The sequence below is a fragment of the Halorubrum distributum JCM 13561 genome (assembly GCF_000337395.1).
GTDB lineage: Archaea > Halobacteriota > Halobacteria > Halobacteriales > Haloferacaceae > Halorubrum > Halorubrum distributum.
Genome location: NZ_AOJF01000029.1, coordinates 17,237 through 32,713, shown reverse-complemented (window position 1 = coordinate 32,713; position 15,477 = coordinate 17,237). Strand labels below are relative to the sequence as shown.

Below are 15,477 nucleotides of genomic sequence, written 5' to 3'. Positions count from 1 at the left end.
GATCTCGGCGACGGTCGTCGCGGTCGCCATGTCGAGGCCGGGCTCGACGATAAACCCGAGACCGAGGGCGAGCAGCAGGCCGTTGAGGACGTGGCCGCGTTTGTTCATACCGCTGGCTGTGCGTGTCGGTAGGTCAAACCACCGGATCGCGGCGACGGCGGTAGGGCGCGCGTCCCCCGCCCTTCGGAACGGCCGCTCGCGGGGCGAAAGAGCCACGGCGGGCGCGCCCGACCCGCCCGTATGGAGTACGAGGAGCCGAAGTTCTTCCACGTGATGCAGTACGCCGCGGCCGCCGACGGCGACGTCATCGACATGGTGAGCGGCAACCCCGACTGGGAGCCGCCCGCCGCGCTCCGGGAGGCGCTCCGCGAGTACGCCGACCTGCCGCCCGCCGACTTCCAGTACCCGCCGAGCGACGGGCTCCGCGAGCTGCGGGAGGCGATCGCCGAACGCCGCGGCGTCGACCCCGACCGCGTGGTCGTCACCAACGGCACCGGCGAGGCGAACTACCTCGCCATGGCGCGCGCGCTCGACCGCGGCGCCGGCGACGAGGCGCTGCTCATGGACCCGGTGTACCCGTACTACCCCGGGAAGACGCATTTGCTCGGCGGGGAGCCGACCCTCGTTCCGACCGCCCGCGACGGCGGCCTCGACGTCGACGCGGTCCGCGAGGCCGCGAGCGAGGACACCGCCCTCATCGTCCTCAACACGCCGAACAACCCCACGGGCGCCGTCTACGACCTCGACGCGGTCCGCGAGGTCGTCGGTGTCGCCGAGGCGGTCGACGCCGTGGTCGTCGTCGACGAGGTGTACGACCGGTTCGACCTCGCCGGCTCGTTCGAGTCCGCCCTCACCCTCGATTCGGACCGCGTGATCGTCACCAGCGGCTTCTCGAAGTCGATGGCGATCACGGGGCTCCGCGTCGGCTACGGCGTCTTCCCCGAGGCGCACGTCGGCGACGCGAAGACCCGGCACATGCTCGTGAACGTCACCGGCGCGCGCCCCTCCCAGTACGCGGTGTACCACGCGCTCGCCGAGACGGAGCCGGACTACTACGCCCAGTCGCGCGAGCTGCTCGCGGACCGCGTCGACGCGTTCACCGACGCGCTCGACGCGGCCGGCGCGGAGTACAGCCGCCCCGAGGGCGCCTTCTACGTCCTCGCGCGCTTCGAGGGGTTCCCCGGCACGATGGCGAACGTCAAGCGGCTGGTCGACGAGGCGGGCGTCGCCGGGATGCCGGGCGAGGCGTTCGGCACCGCCCGCGACGAGTGGATCCGCTTCGCGCTGGTGACGCCGCGAGCGACCGAGGCCGCCGAGCGGCTCGCCGACTACTTCGCCGACGGCGCGCCGGAAACGCCGGCCGACCCGCGGTGAGCGGCGGCGACCGCTACCCGCCGCCGCCCCCGCCGAAGCCGCCCTTCCCCGCCTCGGCCTCCCGCTCGCGGCGGTCCCGCTCGTCGTCCGCGTTCGACGGTGACCGCTCCGGCGGTGACCGCTCCGGCGGTGACCGCTCCGACGGCGACCGCTCCGACCCCGACCCGGACCGCCGCGCCGAGAGCGCCCACCCGAGCGCGTACGTCGCGACCGCGACGGCGACGCCCGCGGCGGCGCCGAGGGACTCCGCGCCGGCGACGAACGCGACGGCGGCCAGCGCCGGCCCCCCGAGGAGCGCGTACCCGAGGTTCTCGCGCACGACTCGCGGCGTCTCCATGCCCGGAGCGTCCGGCTCCCGGCGGAAGTGTCTTGTCCCGTTCCGCGGCCGCTGAACCGTTCCGGCGAGTCCGCCCCGTTCGAACCGTTCCCACGACTCCGCCGTATTCAAATACGCGCGCGCAGACCAACGCGTATGGAGCAGATCGACGACCAGTACGCGCCCGCGGACGTCGAGTCCGCGGTCGACGAGTACTGGGACGAGCACGACGCCTACGAGGCGGCGAAAGAGGCGCACGCCGACGACCCGCCGTTCTTCTTCGTGGACGGGCCGCCGTACACCTCCGGGCAGATGCACCTCGGGACGGCGTGGAACAAGACGCTGAAGGACGCGGTCATCCGGTACAAGCGGATGACCGGCCACCGCGTCACCGACCGTCCCGGCTACGACATGCACGGGCTCCCGATCGAGGTGAAAGTCGAGGAGGAACTCGGCTTCGAGAACAAGCGGGATATCGAGGAGTACGGGATGGAGTCGTTCATCGAGAAGTGTAAGGAGTTCGCCCTGGAGAACCGGGCGGCGATGGACGAGGACTTCAAGTCCATCGGCGTCTGGATGGACTGGGACGACCCGTACGAGACCATCTCGCCGGAGTACATGGAGGCCGCGTGGTGGGCGTTCTCCGAGGTCGCCGACAACGACCTCGTCGAGCAGGGGAAGCGGTCCATCTCGCAGTGCCCGCGCTGCGAGACGGGACTCGCCAACAACGAGGTCGAGTACGAGGACGTCGAGGACCCCTCCATCTACGTGAAGTTCCCGCTCGCGGACCGCGAGGGGAGCCTCGTCATCTGGACGACGACGCCGTGGACGGTCCCCGCGAACACCTTCGTCGCCGTCGACGAGGAGCTCACCTACAACGCGGTCCGCGCGGAGAAGGACGGCGAGGAGGAGCTGCTCTACGTCGCCGCGGAGTGCGTCGAGGACGTGCTCGGCGAGGGTCGCTACGAGTCCTACGAGGTCGAGGCCGAGCTGACCGGCGAGGAGCTCGTCGGCTGGGCGTACGACCACCCGCTCGCCGACCGCGTCGCCGAGTACCCCGACTTCGAGGGCGCCGGGCAGGTGTACGCCGCCGACTACGTGGAGGCGGACCGCACCGGACTGGTCCACTCCGCGCCGGGCCACGGGGAGGAGGACTTCCACCGCGGCACGGAGCTCGGGCTCGACATCTTCTGTCCCGTCGGGCCGAACGGCGAGTTCACCGAAGCCGCCGGCGAGTACGCCGGCCAGTTCGTGCGCGACGCCAACGACGACATCATCGACGACCTCGTCGCCGACGGCCACATGCTCGCGCACGGCACCGTCGATCACAGCTACGGCCACTGCTGGCGGTGTGACACCGGGATCATCCAGCTGGTCACCGACCAGTGGTTCATCTCGATCACGGACGTGAAGGAGGACCTCCTCGACAACATGGAGGACTCGGAGTGGCACCCCCAGTGGGCCCGCGACAACCGGTTCCGCGACTTCATCGAGGACGCGCCCGACTGGAACGTCTCCCGCCAGCGCTACTGGGGGGTCCCGATCCCGATCTGGGTGCCGGAGGACGCCGAGGCCGGGAACCTCGACGAGGAGATGATCGTTATCGGCACCCGCGAGGAGCTGGCCGAGCGCGTCGAGGAGGACGTCGACCCCGACTCGATCGACCTCCACCGTCCCGCCGTCGACGACCTCACGATCGTCGAGGACGGGACGACGTACCGCCGGGTCGAGGACGTGTTCGACGTGTGGCTCGACTCCTCGGTCGCGACGTGGGGCACGCTCGGCTACCCGAGCGACGAGGCCGCGCACGACGAGCTGTGGCCCGCCGACCTCATCATCGAGGCGCACGACCAGACCCGCGGCTGGTTCTGGTCCCAGCTCGGGATGGGGACCGCCGCGGTCGGCGAGATCCCCTACGAGGAGGTGCTGATGCACGGCTTCGCCAACGACGAGGACGGCCGCAAGATGTCGAAGTCGGTCGGCAACATCGTCACGCCGGAGGAGGCCATCGACCGCGCCGGCCGCGACCCGCTCCGCACCTACCTCCTCTCACACGACCAGCAGGGGGTCGACCTCGCGTTCGAGTGGGACGGCCTCGGCGAGATCCAGGGGAAGCTCAACATCCTCTGGAACGTGTTCCGGTTCCCCCTTGAGTACATGGAGCTCGACGGCTACGACCCCGCCGACGCCGACCTCTCGGACGGCGAGCTGGAGCTCGTCGACGAGTGGGTGCTCTCGCGGCTCCAGTCCGTGGAGACGGAGGTCGCCGACGCCTGGGACGACTACCGGGTCAGCGACGCCGTCAACACCGTCATCGAGTTCGTCACGCAGGACGTCTCCCGCTTCTACGTGAAGGCGGTCCGCGACCGCATGTGGGAGGAGGCCGACTCCGCCTCGAAGCGCGGCGCGTACGCCACGCTCGCGACCGTCCTCGACGAGGTGATCCGGCTGCTCGCGCCGATCGCGCCGTACCTCGCCGAGCGGATGTACCAGCGGCTCGACGGCGAGGCGACGACGGTCCACGCGCTGTCGTACCCCGAGCCGGACGCGGATCTGCGCGACCCCGACCTCGAACGCGACGTGGCGGCCTTCCGGGACGTCGAGGAGGCGGCCGCGAACGCGCGCCAGCAGGCCGGCCGGAAGCTCCGCTGGCCCGTGCCGCGCGTCGTCGTCGAGACCGACGACGAGACGGTCGCGGCCGCGGTTGACCGCCTCGAAGCGCTGATCGCCGACCGCGTCAACGCCCGCGAGGTGGTCGTCACCGACTCGTTCGACGAGCTTGTCGAGACCGCGGAGCCGCAGATGGCCGCCATCGGCCCCGCCTTCGGTGGCGACGCCCAGAAGGTGATGGAGGCGGTTCAGGGTGCGACCCGCGCGGCGGTCGAGGGCGGCGAGGTGACCGTCGACGGCGACCCCGTCGACCTCGACGACGAGATGGTCGAGTACGTCGCGGAGCCGCCGGAGCACGTCTCCGGCGCCGACTTCGAGGGCGGCACCGTCTACGTCGACACCTCCCTGACCCCCGAGATCGAGTCCGAGGGGTACGCCCGCGACGTGATCCGCCGGACCCAGGAGATGCGCAAGGAGCTCGACTTGGACGTCGAGGCGCGGATCCGCGTCGGCGTCGCCGTCGACGACGAGCGCGTGGCTGACTTCGTCGACGACCACGCGGACCTGATCGCCGGCGAGGTGCGCGCCGACGCCTGGCTGGACGACCCGAGCGACGCCGCCGACGCCGAGGGCGGCCTCGTCGAGGAGTGGACGGTCGAGGAGACGACTGTCACGATCGGAATCGAGCCGGTCGCGTAAGGGCTCGGCGGCTCCCCGCTCCCCCGGCTCCTTCTCTCGGCGGTATTGTGCCAACAGTTCGCATCCCGAAACCTATAGGTGCGTTCTTTACTCACGGTCGAACATGGATGTCCGGGCGGCTCGGCCCGACGACGCGGAGGACCTGCGAACGGCGGTCTCGCGAGCCCGCGAGGAGACGGTGTTCGACGACATCGGCGCGCCCCTGCTCGACGTGTCCGCCGCCGGCGTCCGCGAGGCCGCCGCCGAGGCGGAGTGGTCGTTCCTGATGGAAGACGACGAGGAGGGCCCCGTCGGCATCGCGATCGCACACCCCGATCAGGGCGGGACGGAGGCGGAGCTGCTGGCGCTGTGGGTCCACCCGAACCGCGCGGGAGAGGGCGTCGCGGACGAGCTGCTCTCCCGCGTGGGGGACGCGCTCGCCGACCGCGACATCGAGGCGCTCCGCGCGACGGTCCCGCCGGACCGTCCCAGCGCGGAGGAGTTCTTCAGCGCGCACGGGTTCACGCGGCGGGGGACCCGCCGGAGTCCCGCCGGCGACGAGACGGTCGTCGTCGCGGCCCCGCGGGCGCTCGCCTGACGCGGACGCGGCGAGAACAGGTCGGGACCGCCGGCCGAGTTACTTCAGCCGCTCCTGAAGGAACGAGGGGTGCGCCGCGGTGACGCCGTCGACGCCGAGCAGCTTCTCGGAGATGACGTCGCCGAGCTCGTCGCCGTCGCCGGCGCGGACCTCGGCCATCAGCATGTGGTCGCCGGAGGAGGTGTACAGCGCCTGGACCTCGTCGAGCGACTTCAGTTCCCGGGTGGCCTCCACGTACTGGCCCGAGTCCACGTCCATCCCGACCATCGCGATCGACTGCGACGAGAGCTTCTTCGGATCGACCTCCGCGGAGTAGCCGACGATCACGCCCCGCTCCTCGAGGCGGTCGATGTACTTCCGCACCGTCGGCTTCGAGACGTCGGCCCGCTCGGCGATCTCTCCGCAGGACGCCTGCGCGTCCTCTTCTAACACGGAGAGGATCCGTTCCTCCGTCGATACGGTACTCATACTACTCCGTTTGTCACCAATGAAAAAATACCTTGCGAATCAAAAAACGAACGCACGGCGCCGTGAACGGCCGCGGGTCCCGCTCAGGCGTGTTTGTCGAGGAACATGTCGTGGGAGCGCTCCCACTCGTAGTCGTCGTCCCAGTAGCGCTCGGCCAGCGGCTCCTCGGGCATCTCGCCGATTTCCTGTTTCTCGGCCCCGTAGGAGGGGCGCTCCTCGTCGACGTAGAAGCGGCCGGTGAGGACCTCGCCCTCGTACAGCGACTCCTCGGTCTCGCGCATCATCTCGGCGGCCTCGACGCGGTCCGTCTTGTCGAACTCGTAGTCGTCGGACTCGTTGACGTCGATGTACGGGACGTACTGGCGCGCGTCCTTGTTCCAGGTCGGGCACTGGGTGAGGAAGTCGACGTGCGCGAACCCGTCGTGTTCGATCGCCTCGATGAGGATCTCCTTCGCCTGGTTCGGGTTGACCGCGGCCGTCCGGGCGACGTAGGAGGCGCCGGCGTTCAGCGACATCGAGAGCGGCTTGATCGGCTCCTTGGCGCTGCCCGAGGGCTGCGTCTTCGACTTGTGGCCCTTCGGGCTGGTCGGGGAGGTCTGCCCCTTCGTGAGCCCGAAGATCTCGTTGTTGAACACGATGTACGTCATGTCGTGGTTCTCCCGGGCCGTGTGGATGAAGTGGTTCCCGCCGATCCCGTAGCCGTCGCCGTCGCCGCCGGCGGCGATCACTTCGAGGTCGGGGTTCGCGAGCTTCGCGGCGCGGGCCACGGGCAGCGAGCGCCCGTGGATCGTGTGGAACCCGTACGTGTCGAGGTAGCTGTTCAGCTTGCCCGAACAGCCGATCCCGGTGCACAGCAGGGTCTCCTCGGGCGTGCGCCCGACCTCCGGCAGCGCCTGTTTCAGCGCCTTCAGGACGCTGAAGTCACCGCAGCCCGGACACCAGGTCGGCTGCGGCTCCACGCCGGGGGTGTACTCGTCGCGGTCGATCTCTCGCTCGTCGCCGATCGCTGAAAACGTGCTCATGGGTTAGTCACCTGCGGCTGGGACGAAGGTGGTCTGATGGCCGGACGCGTCGCCGTCGCCCTCGACGACCGCGGCCTCGAACCCGTCGACGATCTCCGCCGGCTCGAACGGGTTCCCGTTGTACTTCAGCAGGCTCGACAGCTTCTCACCGTACTGACCGAGGTTCTTCTGGACGAGCCCGCGGAACTGTCCGGACGCCGTCATCTCGACGACGAGGACCTCGTCGACGCTCTCGACGAACTCCCTGACCTGCTCGGTCGGGAACGGGAGCATGTCGGAGACGCCGTACGACTTCACCGAGATCCCGGCGTCGTTGAGGCGACCGACCGCCTCCTCGACGGTCCCCTGCTGGCTGCCGAACGTGAGGATGCCGTACTCGGCGTCCTCGGGGCCGGCGTACGAGCCGGTGTCCTCCTGGTCGAGGTCGTCGCGGATCGCTTCCAGCTTCTGGGTCCGCCGGTCGATCTGCGCGACGCGGTTGTCGGGCGACTCGGCGATGTGCCCGGTGGGGTCGTGCTCGTTGCCGGTCGCGAGGAAGCGACCGCCCTTCTGGCCGGGGATCGACCGCGGCGAGACGCCGTCCTCGACGTCGTGCTGGAACCGGTGGAACTTCCCGTCGGGCGAGTGCGGCTCCTCGGCGAGCGCGTCCTCCGAGAGCGTCTTCCCGAGCGTCGGGTTCGGCTCGCGGTCGAAGTGGCTCTTCGGGACGTTCTTCAGCTCGCCGCCGAGCTTCTGGTCGTACAGGAGGATCGACGGGATCTGGTACTCGTAGGCCAGCCGGAAGGCGAGCCGCGACTGCTCGTACGCCTCCTCGACGGTCCCCGGGGCCAGGACGACCCGCTGGGAGTCACCCTGCGAGGTGTAGAGGACGTGTTCGAGGTCGGACTGCTCCGGCTTCGTCGGCATCCCGGTCGAGGGACCGGCGCGCATGGCCTCGACGAGGACGACGGGCGTCTCCGTCATCTCCGCGAGCCCGAGCGGCTCCGACATCAGCGCGAACCCGCCGCCGGAGGAGCCGGACATGGCCTTCACGCCGGCGTGCGAGGCGCCGACCGCGAGCGCGGCCGCCGCGATCTCGTCTTCCACCTGCTCGGAGATCCCGCCGAGCTTCGGCAGGTTCTGCGTCATGATGGTGAACACCTCGGTCCACGGCGTCATCGGGTAGCCGGCGATGAACCGGCAGCCCTCGTCGATGGCGCCGTAGGAGATGGCGTCCGAGCCGGACATGAGGAGCTGCTCTTCGTCGTGTTCGCCCGTCGGTACCGACACGTCCGGGGCGTCGACGTCGTACTCCTCGCGGACCTGGTCGTACGCGATCTGGAGGATCTCGAGGTTCGGTTCGAGGATCTTCTCCGGCATCGCGTCGCGCATGAGGTCCTGGACGTGGTCGAGGTCCATCCCGGTCAGCGCGCAGGTCGCGCCGACGCCGGCGGTGTTCCGCATGACCTCACGCCCCTGGTCGCGGGCGAGCCCGCGGAGGTCGAGGGGGTACACGTGCCAGTCGTTCTCCTCGACGCGCTCGTCGAAGTTCGGGATATCCGAGGCGTCGAGTAGCCCCTCGTCGTAGACGATGACCCCGCCCTCGCGGAGCTCGTCGAGGTTCTCCGAGAGCGGCTTGATCTCCTCGTTGCCGTAGACGGCCTCCTCCTGCGGGTTGCGGGCGAACGAGTCGCCCAGCGCGAGCAGGAAGTTGTAGCCGTCGCCCCGGGATTCGACGGGGTCCGCCGACGCGCGGACCTCGGTGTAGGTGTGACCGCCGCGGATCCGCGACGGGTAGTGCCGATGCGTGAAGACGTTGAGCCCCGATCGCATCAAGGCCTTCGCGAAGTTCTGGCTGGTCGAAGCGATCCCGTCACCGGATCCCCCCGATATCCGCCAGATGAGTTCGTCGTCAGTCATAGTGGTATGTGAGCCCGAGTGGGCCTCGTGGCCCGACCTTGTGTTGGTTCCCTCTTAGGGCTTGCTATGGAATCCCAAGGGACAATCATGAAGGTCTATTAGGAGCGCTCAGGCCGTCCTCGCCCGCCCGCCGGACCCATCCGAACGCCTGCCTTCGGTTTCGTCGCTCCCGCCCCTTTCGCGTCCTTTTAGGCCGCCGCGCGCCGAGCGCTCCCATGCTCACCTTCATCGGACTCGGCCTCTACGACGAGCGCTCCGTCACCGTCGAGGGGCGCGAGGCGCTGCGCGAGGCCGACCGCGTCTTCGCGGAGTTCTACACCAGCCGCTTGGTCGGCGCCGACGTCGCCGACCTGGAGGCGTCCCACGACGTCGATATCGAGGTCCGCGACCGCGCCGGCGTGGAGCGGGACCCGGAGCCGATCCTGGAGGCCGCCGCGTCCGGTGACGCCGCCTTCCTCACGGCCGGCGACACGATGATCTCGACCACTCACACCGACCTCCGCCTCCGCGCCGAGGAGCGCGGGATCGAGACGCGAGTGGTCCACGGCGTGACGGCACAGTCCGCCGCGTCGAGCCTGACCGGGCTCCAGAACTACCGGTTCGGGAAGGCGACGACGCTGCCGTTCCCGTACGCGCACGGCGGCGACGACGTGCCCGCGAGCGTGGTCGAGACGATCGAGGCGAACCGGGAGCGGGGGCTCCACACCGTCGTCTACCTCGACATCAAGGTCGGGACGGGCCCGAGCGGCCCCGACCCGGACCACGAGGAGTACATGACCGCGGACGTCGCCGCCGGGTTACTCGCCGACAACTGGGGCGACGAGCTCGCGGTCGTCGTCGCGCGCGCGGGCTCCCCCGACGCCGTCGTCGCCGCCGACCGGCTGAGCGCGCTCGCCGAGCGCGAGTTCGGCGATCCGCTCCACCTGCTCGTGATCCCCGGTGACCTCCACCACGTCGAGGCGGACGCCCTCGTCGGCCTCGCCGGCGCTCCGGAGTCGCTCGCCGAGGAGTGAGTCCCCCCGCGGTCGGCCCCGCGCCGGTCGGCCTCCGCGACCGCCTCCCGCCGACCGGACGTTTGATTATCGTGCCTCGCGTTACCACGATACATGAACGACGTGCCCGTCGACCGGCTCATGTCGACCGACCTCACCACGATCGAACGCGGAGCCGCGGCGGCCGACGCGGCGAAGGAGATGCGCGAGACCGGCGTCGGATCCATCCTCGTCGTCGACCCCGACGGGACGCTCGCCGGGCTGATCACCGCCACGGACTTCGTCGCGCTCGTCCGCGATAACGACCCGAAGGACCGGACGCCGGTCGAGGCGTTCATGACCACTGACGTCGTCACGGTGGGTCGCGAGGACACCGTCGCCGAGCTGGCGGAGCCGACCGCACACGGGTACACCCACCTCCCGGTGACCGACGCCGACGGCAAGCCGATCGGCGTCGTGTCGACGACGGACCTCACGGCGCACCTCTCGAAGGCGCGGTGACGGCCCGGCCGGACTTCGAGTCCGGATGCGCTTCGCGTCCGGACGCGCTCAGACCGATCGGGCCCGCGGCGCGCCCGCCCAGCGTTGTGCGTTCCGGAAGAGTAATGAGACATGGTAACACACGTCGGCGTATGGATCTCGACGACAGAACCCGCGTCGCGGACGTGATGTCGACGCCGCTGGAGACGATCGGAGCGAACGCGCCCATCCGTGACGCCGCCCGCCGGATGCACGACGGCGGCATCAGCGCGCTCGTCGTGACGACCGGCGGCGGCTGTATCGTCACGCAGAGCGACGTCGTCGGAGCGGTCGCCGACGGGCGCGACCCCGAGGCGACGGCGGTCCGCGACGTGATGACCGAGGACGTGGAGACGGTGACGCCCGACCTGATGATGCAGGAGGTCGCCGCGATGATGACGATGTACGGCGTGAAACACCTCCCGGTCGTCGACGACGACTACGTGGGCATGGTCTCGTCGACGGACATCGCCGAACACCTCTCCTAAGGCGGGGCCGGCGGCGGTCCGACGCCGATCGGACGACAACGATTTTCAAAACAGCAACAGCGGCAGGCCGGCCGCCACGCCGACCGCGATCAGCAGGAGGTTCCACAGGAACACCGGCCGCACCAGTTCGCGCGCGATGCTCGCCGCGAAGGCGGTCTTGATCAGGATGCTGGCGGCCGTGCCGGCGACCACGCCCGCGACTGCGGTCTCGACGCCGATCTGTCCGGTCCCGAGCAGCGAGACGGCCGTGGTGGTCGAGGTCCCCGACGACACCAGCCCGGCGAGGAAGGAGGTGGCGACGAACCCGCCCGCGCCGAACGTCTCCTCGGCGACCGCCGAGACGAGCAGCACGACGAGGAAGAGCGCGCCGAAGGTGAGCGCGTTGCCGAGGCTGAACGGGGAGGTGAGTTCCGCTTCCATGTTCGTCCGCCAGTCGCTTCGCCATACCGCGACGCCGATCCCCGCGAGCGTGATCGCGCCGAGGGGCACCCCGACGACGAGCGCCGCCTCCGGGACGAAGACGGCGACCACCGCGGCGTTGCGGAAGGCCATGGCCGCGTTCGCGAGGAGGATCGACCCCACCGCGATCTCGCGCAGGTCCGCCCGCCCCTTCGCGCGCTTCGCCATCTCGGCGACGACCGCGGTCGAGTTGACGAGTCCGCCGAAGAAGCCCGTCACCGCGTAGCCGCGCCCCTGGTACCGCTTCACCAGCACGTAGTTGACGAAGCCGATGGCGCTGACCGCGACCACGAGCGACCAGACGAGCCGCGGCTGGACAGCGTCCCACGGGTCGACGGTCTCCGCGGGGAGGAGCGGGAAGACGACGAACGCGAGGATGGTGAACTCCACCGCGCTGCGCACCTCCTCGCGGGAGAGGCCCCACGCGAACTCGTGGAGCTCCCGCTTCAACACGAGCAGCAGCGACGAGAGCACCGCCACGGTCACCGACTCGATGAAGAGCCCCTCCGCGACGAGGACGCCGACCCCGTACGCGACGAGCATCGACGCCGACGTCGTCAGCGAGAGGCCGTCGACGTCGGCCTCGACGAAGCTCCGGACCGCGAGCAACACCGCGCTGGCGATCACCAGTACGCCGCCGACGACGAGCAGCCCCGGCTCGTCGAGCAGCGAGAACACCGCGGCCGCGAGGCTGATCAGCGCGAACGTTCGGATCCCCGCGGACTTCTGTGACCACTCCCGCTCCAGCCCGAGGAACATGCCGAGCGCGGTCGCGAGCACCAGCTTGGCGACGTTCGTCTCCAGGTAGACGAACGGGTCGACCCCGCTTAGCACCGGTGATCACCCCGTCGCGGCCGCGCTCCCTGGCCGGAGCGCGGCGATCCGTCTCGCCTCTTCGCAGTCATGCTCGCTCGTACCCGTCCTCCACGTCTATAGCTTGCTATATAGTGCTATGTATTCCCGGGATTACTCCGGGACGTAACCGCCCTCGGTCGCCCGCCGGTGCCGGCGACCGGATTCCGGCTTACCGGTTCGTCGGCTCGCGCGGGAGGTCGAGCGACTCCGTCAGGTCGTGTTCCTCGCCGGTGATGAGGTAGAGGACGTCCTCTAAGATCACCGCGAGCTCGGGCAGCTCCCGTACCGCGAGGAAGGTGATCGCGATGAGCGCCACGACCGCGAGCAGCTGGCTCATGATCCGATCGGAGATGAGGAAGGAGACGCGGTACGGGTCGGTCGCGCCGAACATCGTCAACACGAGGTCCGGGTACCAGTGCATGTACTGGTTGCCCGCCACAACCGAGATGAACGTCGTCCGGAGGATGTTCAGGACGTAGATGAGCGGGAGCGACACCGCGAGCGCGCGGAGCTTCCGGGAGAGCGGCGCCTCGACGGCGGCCACGAGGCCGCCGAAGATGGCCATGCTCCCGAGCCCCGTGCACGCAAGCACGATGTGGATGATGACCGTGTGGCCGTCGTCGAGCGTCCACGAGTAGGCGGCGTCGTACCCCTCGTTGCTCGTCACCGCCTCCGGCGCGTACCCGAGAAGGTCGATGAGGGCCCCGGTCTGCGAGGCGACGATCTCGATGAGGACTCGACGGGGCTCCGGGACAGCGATCCCGGCGAACGTGAACGCCGGAATCGTCTCGAACGGGAGGTAGATGAATAACATGAACGCGATGGCCCGGGTGAGGGTGAACAGCGACGCCCGCCCGTCGTAGAGGAGGTACCCCGCGTACACGCTGGCGGGGAAGCCGACGAGCGCGAGGATCGACTCGACGTAGCTCTGGTGTTCGAACGCGAAGTACGGTACCGTCGACAGCCAGAACAGCCCGAACAGCGCCCACGTCGCGGCCGCGAGCGTCCGCCCCGCGGACAGCCCGCGGCTGTCGAGCAGCCACGCCGTCGCGAAGAGGATCGCGACGATCCACGCGAACGTGAACGTGTCGGGGATCACGCTCAACACCGCCGGCGCGCCGTGGCCGAGCATATCCGTCTCGTCGGTCGTCGTCGAATAAAGCCCTTGTCGTTGCGTGCGAGGGCGGCGTCAGAGCGGGGCGTCGTCCGACGAATACGGGCCCCTACCGCTCCTCGCTGTCGGCTCGCGGCGCGTCGCGCCGCTCGCTCAATACGAGGAGCTATCGCTCTTCGCTGTCGAGCACGCGGATCTGGTCGCCGCGGACGGTCACCGGAATCGGGACCGTCGCCTCGTACAGCTCGACGGTCACCTGGTCTTTCCCCTCGTCGATGCGCTGGACGCGCGCCTTCTCGCCCTTGAACGGGCCGGCGATCAGCTCGACGATGTCGCCCTCGCCGATCCCCTCCACGTCCGGGGTCGGCGAAAGGAAGTGCTCGACCTCCGAGAACGGGCTCTCGGCGGGCCCGTCGCCGCCCTGGATGACGCCGCGGGCGTGCGGGATCTCGTCGAGGATCCGCCCGAACGCGGTCCCGTCGGTCGCCTCGACCATCACGTAGCTCGTGAGCTGGTCGGGGGCGATGACGGCCTGGATCTCCGGCGCCTCCTTCTCGGCGATCATGTCGGCGACGGTGCGCTCCTGGCTCGCCGTCGTCTTGACCGAGTAGATCGGCATTACGCGCCGACCCCCGGGATCAGGCTCATGATCGCGAAGATCAGGAACCCGATGAACCCGATGAGCAGGATCCCGGCGCCGGCGATCTTCGACACCTGGAGGAACTCGTCGGTGCTCGGCGTGCTCGCCAGCTTCAGCACCCGAATGTAGCTGTTGAGGTCGTACGGAACGTCCATGTTACCGAACGGTTCGAGACGAGACGGTTTTTACCTTTTGATGCGACCCCGGCGGGCGGACTACTCCACGTAGTCGATGTCCTCGACGTCGGCGGAAGCGGCGCCGCCCTCCGGCGGTTCGCCGTTGCTCCCGTAGATCTGCGGCGACTCGACGCCGGTGACGACGATCATGGTGCGCATCTCCCCTTCGAGCTCGTCGTCGACGGAGGTCCCCCAGATGATCCGGGCGTCGGGGTCGATCCGGTCGTAGATCTCCTCGACGACGCCTTCCGCCTCCTCGATGGACATGTCGGTCCCGCCGGTGACGTTGACGAGCGCGGAGTTCGCGCCGGAGATGTCGACGTCGAGCAGCGGCGAGCGGAGCGCCGACTTCACGGAGTCTTGGGCCTTCGAGTCGGAGTCGGACTCCCCGAGGCCGATCATCGCGACGCCGCCCTTCTCCATGACCGTGCGAACGTCGGCGAAGTCGAGGTTGACCAGCCCGGGCATGGTGATGAGCTCCGTGATCCCCTTCACCGAGCGCATCAGCACCTCGTCGGACACCTTGAACGCCTGCCGCACGGGCAGCTTCCCGACCGCGTCGAGCAGGCGGTCGTTGGGAACGACGATGACCGTGTCGCTCACGTCGCGGAGGCGCTCCAAGCCGGCCTCCGCGTTCGTTCGACGGACCTCGCCCTCGGCCGTGAACGGCGTCGTGACGATGGCGATGGTCAGGGCCCCCGACTCCCGGGCGGCCTTCGCGACGACCGGCGCCGAGCCGGTCCCCGTCCCCCCGCCGAGCCCGGCGGTGACGAACACCATGTCGGAGCCGTCGATGGCGTCCTGGATCTCCTCTTGGGACTCGATGGCGGCCTCCTCGCCGACCTGCGGGAGGGAGCCGGCGCCGCGGCCCTGCGTCTTCTGCTGGCCCATGAGGATCTTCGTGTCGGCCTCGATGTTGACGAGGTGCTGGACGTCGGTGTTCGCCGCGACCAGCTTCGCCCCGTGGATCCCCTCCTCGGTCATGCGGTTGACCGTGTTGCCCCCGGCGCCCCCGCAGCCCACGACCGTGATGTTCGTCTGGAGGTCTTGGAGGACGTCCTGCAGCTCGTCGTCGGTCATCGTCCCGGTCTGCGGCGGCGCGCCGGCGCTCCCTCCGGCGGCGCTCTCGCCGGCTCCCCCGGCGTCCTCTGCGGGGGCCTCTTCGGCTTCGTCGATGGCGTCCTCTACGATGGAGTCCATTATGTGGTGTGGTTGCGACCCGGACGTATTTATTTTTGCCCGTTCGTCTGACGCGAGTCGGACGCCGAA

Annotated in this window: 15 protein-coding genes and 1 pseudogene; 6 read left to right on the top strand and 10 right to left on the bottom strand. The window is 69.5% G+C overall.

Translation table 11 applies throughout. The annotated features are described in order from the left end of the window. Positions 1-147: pseudogene (locus C470_RS16415) on the bottom strand (metal-dependent hydrolase); the annotation flags it as partial. Between the two features lie 93 nt (positions 148-240). Between C470_RS16415 and C470_RS04790 the strand changes: the two are divergent. Continuing rightward, positions 241-1,374 carry a pyridoxal phosphate-dependent aminotransferase gene (locus C470_RS04790; protein ID WP_008365644.1) on the top strand — a complete coding sequence of 378 codons (1,134 nt, stop codon included), beginning with the start codon at positions 241-243 and terminating at the stop codon, positions 1,372-1,374. 13 nt (positions 1,375-1,387) lie between these two features. Here the strand turns inward: C470_RS04790 and C470_RS04785 are convergent, their stop codons facing one another. Then, a complete protein-coding gene (locus C470_RS04785; RefSeq protein WP_008365642.1) occupies positions 1,388-1,711 on the bottom strand; it encodes a hypothetical protein in 324 nt (107 codons plus the stop codon). 135 nt (positions 1,712-1,846) lie between these two features. Between C470_RS04785 and ileS the strand changes: the two genes are divergently transcribed. Both ileS and C470_RS04775 read left to right on the top strand, forming a co-directional pair. Then, on the top strand, positions 1,847-4,999 hold the full coding sequence (gene ileS, locus C470_RS04780) for an isoleucine--tRNA ligase (RefSeq protein WP_008365641.1): 3,153 nt from the start codon (positions 1,847-1,849) through the stop codon (positions 4,997-4,999). Positions 5,000-5,102: 103 nt separating this feature from the next. Then, positions 5,103-5,576 (top strand): GNAT family N-acetyltransferase, encoded by a 474-nt coding sequence (locus tag C470_RS04775; protein WP_007346173.1) that lies wholly within the window; start codon positions 5,103-5,105, stop codon positions 5,574-5,576. A gap of 39 nt (positions 5,577-5,615) precedes the next feature. Here the strand turns inward: C470_RS04775 and lrpA1 are convergent, their stop codons facing one another. The 3 genes from lrpA1 to C470_RS04760 all read right to left on the bottom strand — a co-directional run bounded on the left by lrpA1 (position 5,616) and on the right by C470_RS04760 (position 8,965). Continuing rightward, positions 5,616-6,044: an HTH-type transcriptional regulator LrpA1 gene (gene lrpA1, locus C470_RS04770; RefSeq protein ID WP_004598353.1), complete on the bottom strand. Its 429-nt coding sequence runs from the start codon at positions 6,042-6,044 to the stop codon at positions 5,616-5,618. Positions 6,045-6,127: 83 nt separating this feature from the next. Then, the gene (locus C470_RS04765) at positions 6,128-7,066 is read right to left on the bottom strand and encodes a thiamine pyrophosphate-dependent enzyme (protein ID WP_004598352.1); all 939 of its coding nucleotides are present in this window, start codon (positions 7,064-7,066) and stop codon (positions 6,128-6,130) included. A gap of 3 nt (positions 7,067-7,069) precedes the next feature. Further along, positions 7,070-8,965: a 2-oxoacid:acceptor oxidoreductase subunit alpha gene (locus C470_RS04760; protein WP_004598351.1), complete on the bottom strand. Its 1,896-nt coding sequence runs from the start codon at positions 8,963-8,965 to the stop codon at positions 7,070-7,072. 215 nt (positions 8,966-9,180) lie between these two features. Here C470_RS04760 and dph5 point away from each other — a divergent pair, with 215 nt between their 5' ends. From dph5 to C470_RS04745, 3 genes are all read left to right on the top strand, one after another. Next, entirely contained in the window at positions 9,181-9,978 is a 798-nt protein-coding gene (gene dph5, locus C470_RS04755) for a diphthine synthase (protein ID WP_007346174.1), read from the top strand. 93 nt (positions 9,979-10,071) lie between these two features. Continuing rightward, a complete protein-coding gene (locus C470_RS04750; protein WP_007346175.1) occupies positions 10,072-10,458 on the top strand; it encodes a CBS domain-containing protein in 387 nt (128 codons plus the stop codon). A gap of 131 nt (positions 10,459-10,589) precedes the next feature. Then, a complete protein-coding gene (locus C470_RS04745) occupies positions 10,590-10,964 on the top strand; it encodes a CBS domain-containing protein (RefSeq protein ID WP_004598348.1) in 375 nt (124 codons plus the stop codon). Between the two features lie 45 nt (positions 10,965-11,009). Here the strand turns inward: C470_RS04745 and C470_RS04740 are convergent, their stop codons facing one another. From C470_RS04740 to ftsZ, 5 genes are all read right to left on the bottom strand, one after another. Continuing rightward, on the bottom strand, positions 11,010-12,257 hold the full coding sequence (locus tag C470_RS04740) for an MgtC/SapB family protein (RefSeq protein ID WP_004598347.1): 1,248 nt from the start codon (positions 12,255-12,257) through the stop codon (positions 11,010-11,012). A 190-nt stretch (positions 12,258-12,447) separates the two neighbouring features. Next, positions 12,448-13,410 (bottom strand): archaeosortase A, encoded by a 963-nt coding sequence (gene artA / locus C470_RS04735; RefSeq protein ID WP_004598346.1) that lies wholly within the window; start codon positions 13,408-13,410, stop codon positions 12,448-12,450. A 148-nt stretch (positions 13,411-13,558) separates the two neighbouring features. Continuing rightward, positions 13,559-14,011: a transcription elongation factor Spt5 gene (locus C470_RS04730; protein ID WP_004598345.1), complete on the bottom strand. Its 453-nt coding sequence runs from the start codon at positions 14,009-14,011 to the stop codon at positions 13,559-13,561. Next, complete coding sequence (locus C470_RS04725) at positions 14,011-14,187, bottom strand: protein translocase SEC61 complex subunit gamma (protein WP_004598344.1); 177 nt, start codon at positions 14,185-14,187, stop codon at positions 14,011-14,013. The genes C470_RS04730 and C470_RS04725 overlap by 1 nt, the downstream gene beginning before the upstream one ends. Before the next feature lie 60 nt (positions 14,188-14,247). Continuing rightward, positions 14,248-15,408, bottom strand: a complete 1,161-nt coding sequence (gene ftsZ, locus C470_RS04720; protein ID WP_004598343.1) for a cell division protein FtsZ — start codon at positions 15,406-15,408, stop codon at positions 14,248-14,250. Positions 15,409-15,477: the final 69 nt, after the last annotated feature.

Excerpts from the sequence above, each read along its gene's own strand:
- C470_RS04745 (WP_004598348.1), top strand. The coding sequence starts at position 10,590 with ATGGATCTCGACGACAGAACCCGCGTCGCGGACGTGATGTCGACGCCG.
- ftsZ (WP_004598343.1), bottom strand. The coding sequence starts at position 15,408 with ATGGACTCCATCGTAGAGGACGCCATCGACGAAGCCGAAGAGGCCCCC.
- C470_RS04790 (WP_008365644.1), top strand. The coding sequence starts at position 241 with ATGGAGTACGAGGAGCCGAAGTTCTTCCACGTGATGCAGTACGCCGCG.
- C470_RS04730 (WP_004598345.1), bottom strand. The coding sequence starts at position 14,011 with ATGCCGATCTACTCGGTCAAGACGACGGCGAGCCAGGAGCGCACCGTC.
- C470_RS04750 (WP_007346175.1), top strand. The coding sequence starts at position 10,072 with ATGAACGACGTGCCCGTCGACCGGCTCATGTCGACCGACCTCACCACG.
- C470_RS04760 (WP_004598351.1), bottom strand. The coding sequence starts at position 8,965 with ATGACTGACGACGAACTCATCTGGCGGATATCGGGGGGATCCGGTGAC.
- C470_RS04775 (WP_007346173.1), top strand. The coding sequence starts at position 5,103 with ATGGATGTCCGGGCGGCTCGGCCCGACGACGCGGAGGACCTGCGAACG.
- lrpA1 (WP_004598353.1), bottom strand. The coding sequence starts at position 6,044 with ATGAGTACCGTATCGACGGAGGAACGGATCCTCTCCGTGTTAGAAGAG.
- C470_RS04765 (WP_004598352.1), bottom strand. The coding sequence starts at position 7,066 with ATGAGCACGTTTTCAGCGATCGGCGACGAGCGAGAGATCGACCGCGAC.
- artA (WP_004598346.1), bottom strand. The coding sequence starts at position 13,410 with ATGCTCGGCCACGGCGCGCCGGCGGTGTTGAGCGTGATCCCCGACACG.
- ileS (WP_008365641.1), top strand. The coding sequence starts at position 1,847 with ATGGAGCAGATCGACGACCAGTACGCGCCCGCGGACGTCGAGTCCGCG.
- C470_RS04785 (WP_008365642.1), bottom strand. The coding sequence starts at position 1,711 with ATGGAGACGCCGCGAGTCGTGCGCGAGAACCTCGGGTACGCGCTCCTC.
- C470_RS04725 (WP_004598344.1), bottom strand. The coding sequence starts at position 14,187 with ATGGACGTTCCGTACGACCTCAACAGCTACATTCGGGTGCTGAAGCTG.
- dph5 (WP_007346174.1), top strand. The coding sequence starts at position 9,181 with ATGCTCACCTTCATCGGACTCGGCCTCTACGACGAGCGCTCCGTCACC.